A 3087-nucleotide genomic window follows, 5' to 3' on the forward strand; every position below is an offset into this window, starting at 1 on the left:
GGCAACTCGGTCCCCCACCGGCAAAATATCCCACAACCTGTGCCCGGTAAACATTGCCCCCGCAGGTGATGAAAGGCATAAGGGCTTTCATTTCGTCAAGCGTCACCAGTCCATCCGCGAGGATCCAGGTTTCGTAACGGTAGTTCTCATCGTCGATGAGGGTGGGATCACTGGGACGCGATTGAATAATCATCTCCGCCACACTGGGATCCAACGTGGGAATCCCGTACAGGATGGAGCGCGGTGCCAGGTTGATGTTGATGCGCCCCGGAATCACCTTGCTGGAAGTGGCCGTGAGATTGGCCATGATCAGCGGGAGGATGGTTCGCAACAGTACCGGGTCATTGGGAAACACGGGGTCAATCACCCGCGGCTCATTTTCGCCTGCGAATTGCATCCGCACTTTGGCACCGATCAGATCGAGGACGGTGCTGAATTTCACCCGGGAAGGTCGGGAGAAGTCAATCTGGGCGTCTGGGGGCATCGGTTCGGACTGTTCCGTCCCCTCGTATGGCCCATTCTGACGGTAGCCCACAATAAACGTTGCCACGTCATGGCCAAATTCTTCTTCCAGTTGATCATAGAGAGCCTGGAGGTCGTCCTGATTGATGTTGATCTTGGGACGGCCGTCGGGACGCACGTTCAGTTCCATGCTGTATAGGGTCAGATAAGCCGACCAGCCGCGATAGGCGACAGGATCGTCCGCGCTCAACCCGGCGAAGGCTTCAGGAATGGTTTCGTCTAAATCGATGATGCCGTTACGATTGCGGTCTGCCCCGAAGAGGAGTTCGGACGTCACCCCCCGCACAAGAAGCAGTTCCTCGATGGTTTCCAGGGGGCCGTTTTTCGTTGCGTATGCGGGGGACAACCCTGAGTAGTATTCGATTTCCGCCCCAAACTCCCGGGGTTCGTCATCGGCATCCAGCCAGTCCATGATGGCGTCGGCGATGTCTTCCGTCATGCCGGGCAGCCCCATGAGAAGTTGCCGTCCTCCATTCTCCGCGTACTGGTCGGCCAGAAGCAGACTGTTGACGTTGAGTTTGGCCGACTCGTTTTCCAGGCCATACCGGATGGCCGTACCCATGGTATCTTCCCAATCGGGTGCAACGACGGAGAAAAGCCCGGTGTCAAGCGGGTCGGCGGCCTGGTGGACAACCATCCCGGAAAACCATGCCGGATTGTTGAACCAGCCCCCGTTGTCGTTCTGCCATTCCTCGTCCATTGACACAAAAAGCCGCACGGCTTCCACACCGGAAGCGGCGAGGGCACGCGCCTGGGCCATCCGATTGGAAACGTGCACCCCCTCGCGTTCCGCCAGCATGAGTTCTCCCAACGTCAGGGCCGCCAGCGAAAGCAGCGCCACGGTCACCAGCACGACAAGAAGCACCATCCCGCGGCGCGGGCGTGGGCTACCTGCCCAGCTTACGCGCCGAGTAGGACACCGTTTCTCTCGTCGCTGTGTTCCCGTTTGACTGACCGTCATACTGCGGACAACGCAGAACTCACATAAAACGCGTGTTCATGCCTCAAAAGGTAACTTCAATAGCCCAATCATCGGGGCGGTCCTCCCGGTGGACGATCACTGGGAGGGGGACCCGGGGGACCACCTGGTGGACCAGGAGGCGGACCCTCGGGGCCTGACGGCGGTGGTCCTGGTGGCGGACCGCCGATCGCTCCTGCTCCTGGCGGTGGAGCACCTTCCTCAGCACGCGTCCCGCCGCCATCTCGGCCTGAGCCACTGTCGCGACCTGAGTCTTCCGACCGACCAACTCCCGGTGCTGCAGCACCACCACCTCCTGACGGAGTCTGCTCCTCGGGTGCTTCCTCCATTCCTTCTTCCTCGGGTGCCATTTCCTCTCCGGAACCCGATTCACCCGTGCTTTCTGCCCCGGCTGTCGCGCCGAGAGTTCCCGTTTCATGGGCAGCCGGCAGGTACACCACCGTGCGATACACATGGTACGCACTTGTATCCAGCAAAAGTCCCGAACTTGTACTGGTCGTCGCGCTCACTCCCTGAGAAGACAACTCCGGGATCGCACCGGAGGAAGCAGCAAGCGTTTCCTCAGGGCTGGTCGATTTCGGCCGCAGATACAGGCGAATTTCCACCGCTTTGGGAAGGCATCCCTGCGAACCCGAATCCCATGAGTCGGTCCACTCTGACCCGTCGAAATAAGCAAACTGAATCGCTGCTACTTCGGGAGCGATAGGTTGCAGTTGCTGGTCGATCGTGTCGAGTTCACCGGTTTGTGCCGCCCAGACCGTAACCGCCCGGTCCAGCTCCCGGCGCACCAGCCCACCCTGTTCCTCAAATCCTGTGACGCCCGGCATCGTGGTGAACGAATAGTTGATGGTTTCCTCCGGCGAAACGACAAAGTAGGCCACCGTTTTCACGTCGCTGACGCGGTCGATGAAAAGCCCCTCGGAGGACAACATGATTTTTGAGGAGAGTTGATCCGGGCGCGGCAGTCGGCTGACGTCCACCTCGATCCAGTCGGATCCGCCATACAACCCCGGGACTGATCGGGGGAGCGTCGTCATGGTCCAATCTCCGCCGAGTTCACTGACATCGCTTTCGCTGGTTAACTCCCCCAGCAATTCGCTGTCCAGCCCTGCATCGCCAGCAAGCGACGAGAAATCACTTTGGGCTGCCTGGGTTACCAGACCGGGGACAAGCTTCTCAAAATTGACTGGATCATACGGCACCGCGCCACGGATGTCCTGGGCAATGCGTTCCAGCAGCGTACGGGCGAGCTGGGCTTCCTCCACCTGTGCCCGGGCCTTTTGCACAACCCGATAGTGGAAGTCAACCGCCGCTCCGAGTGCAGCGAGCAGAATCGCCACCAACCCCAGGGCCACGATGACTTCCAGCAGGGTGAACCCGCGGTTTCTCAGCGGACGGCCAGGGCGATACCGCCGAGGTCTGCCTGATCTCGTCCGGGGGATGCCGCCTGGGTCAATCATCATCTTGGCCAGTTTCAATGCTGGGTCATCCGCTGCTTGATTACTCGTTCAATGATTCCGACGATTCGGAACTGCTCTCGCCGGAGTTGGCTGACGTTGTTCCCGTACTTTCCTCTTCGCCGGGTT

Annotated in this window: 2 protein-coding genes; both read right to left on the reverse strand. The window is 59.8% G+C overall.

Going from position 1 to position 3087, the window contains the following annotated elements; all coding sequences use genetic code 11:
* Positions 1 to 1390 (reverse strand): type II secretion system protein GspK (locus H5U08_RS14100; protein ID WP_297034349.1); only part of this gene is annotated, 1390 nt, incomplete at its 3' end.
* Positions 1391 to 1551: 161 nt separating this feature from the next.
* Positions 1552 to 2964, reverse strand: a complete 1413-nt coding sequence (locus H5U08_RS14105) for a prepilin-type N-terminal cleavage/methylation domain-containing protein (RefSeq protein ID WP_297034354.1) — start codon at positions 2962 to 2964, stop codon at positions 1552 to 1554.
* Between the last annotated feature and the right edge of the window lie 123 nt (positions 2965 to 3087).

It is taken from the genome of Thermogutta sp., from assembly GCF_014359955.1.
Taxonomy (GTDB): domain Bacteria; phylum Planctomycetota; class Planctomycetia; order Pirellulales; family Thermoguttaceae; genus Thermogutta.

Coding starts and splice junctions, on each gene's coding strand:
- H5U08_RS14105 (WP_297034354.1), bottom strand. CDS start 2,964: ATGATGATTGACCCAGGCGGCATCCCCCGGACGAGATCAGGCAGACCT.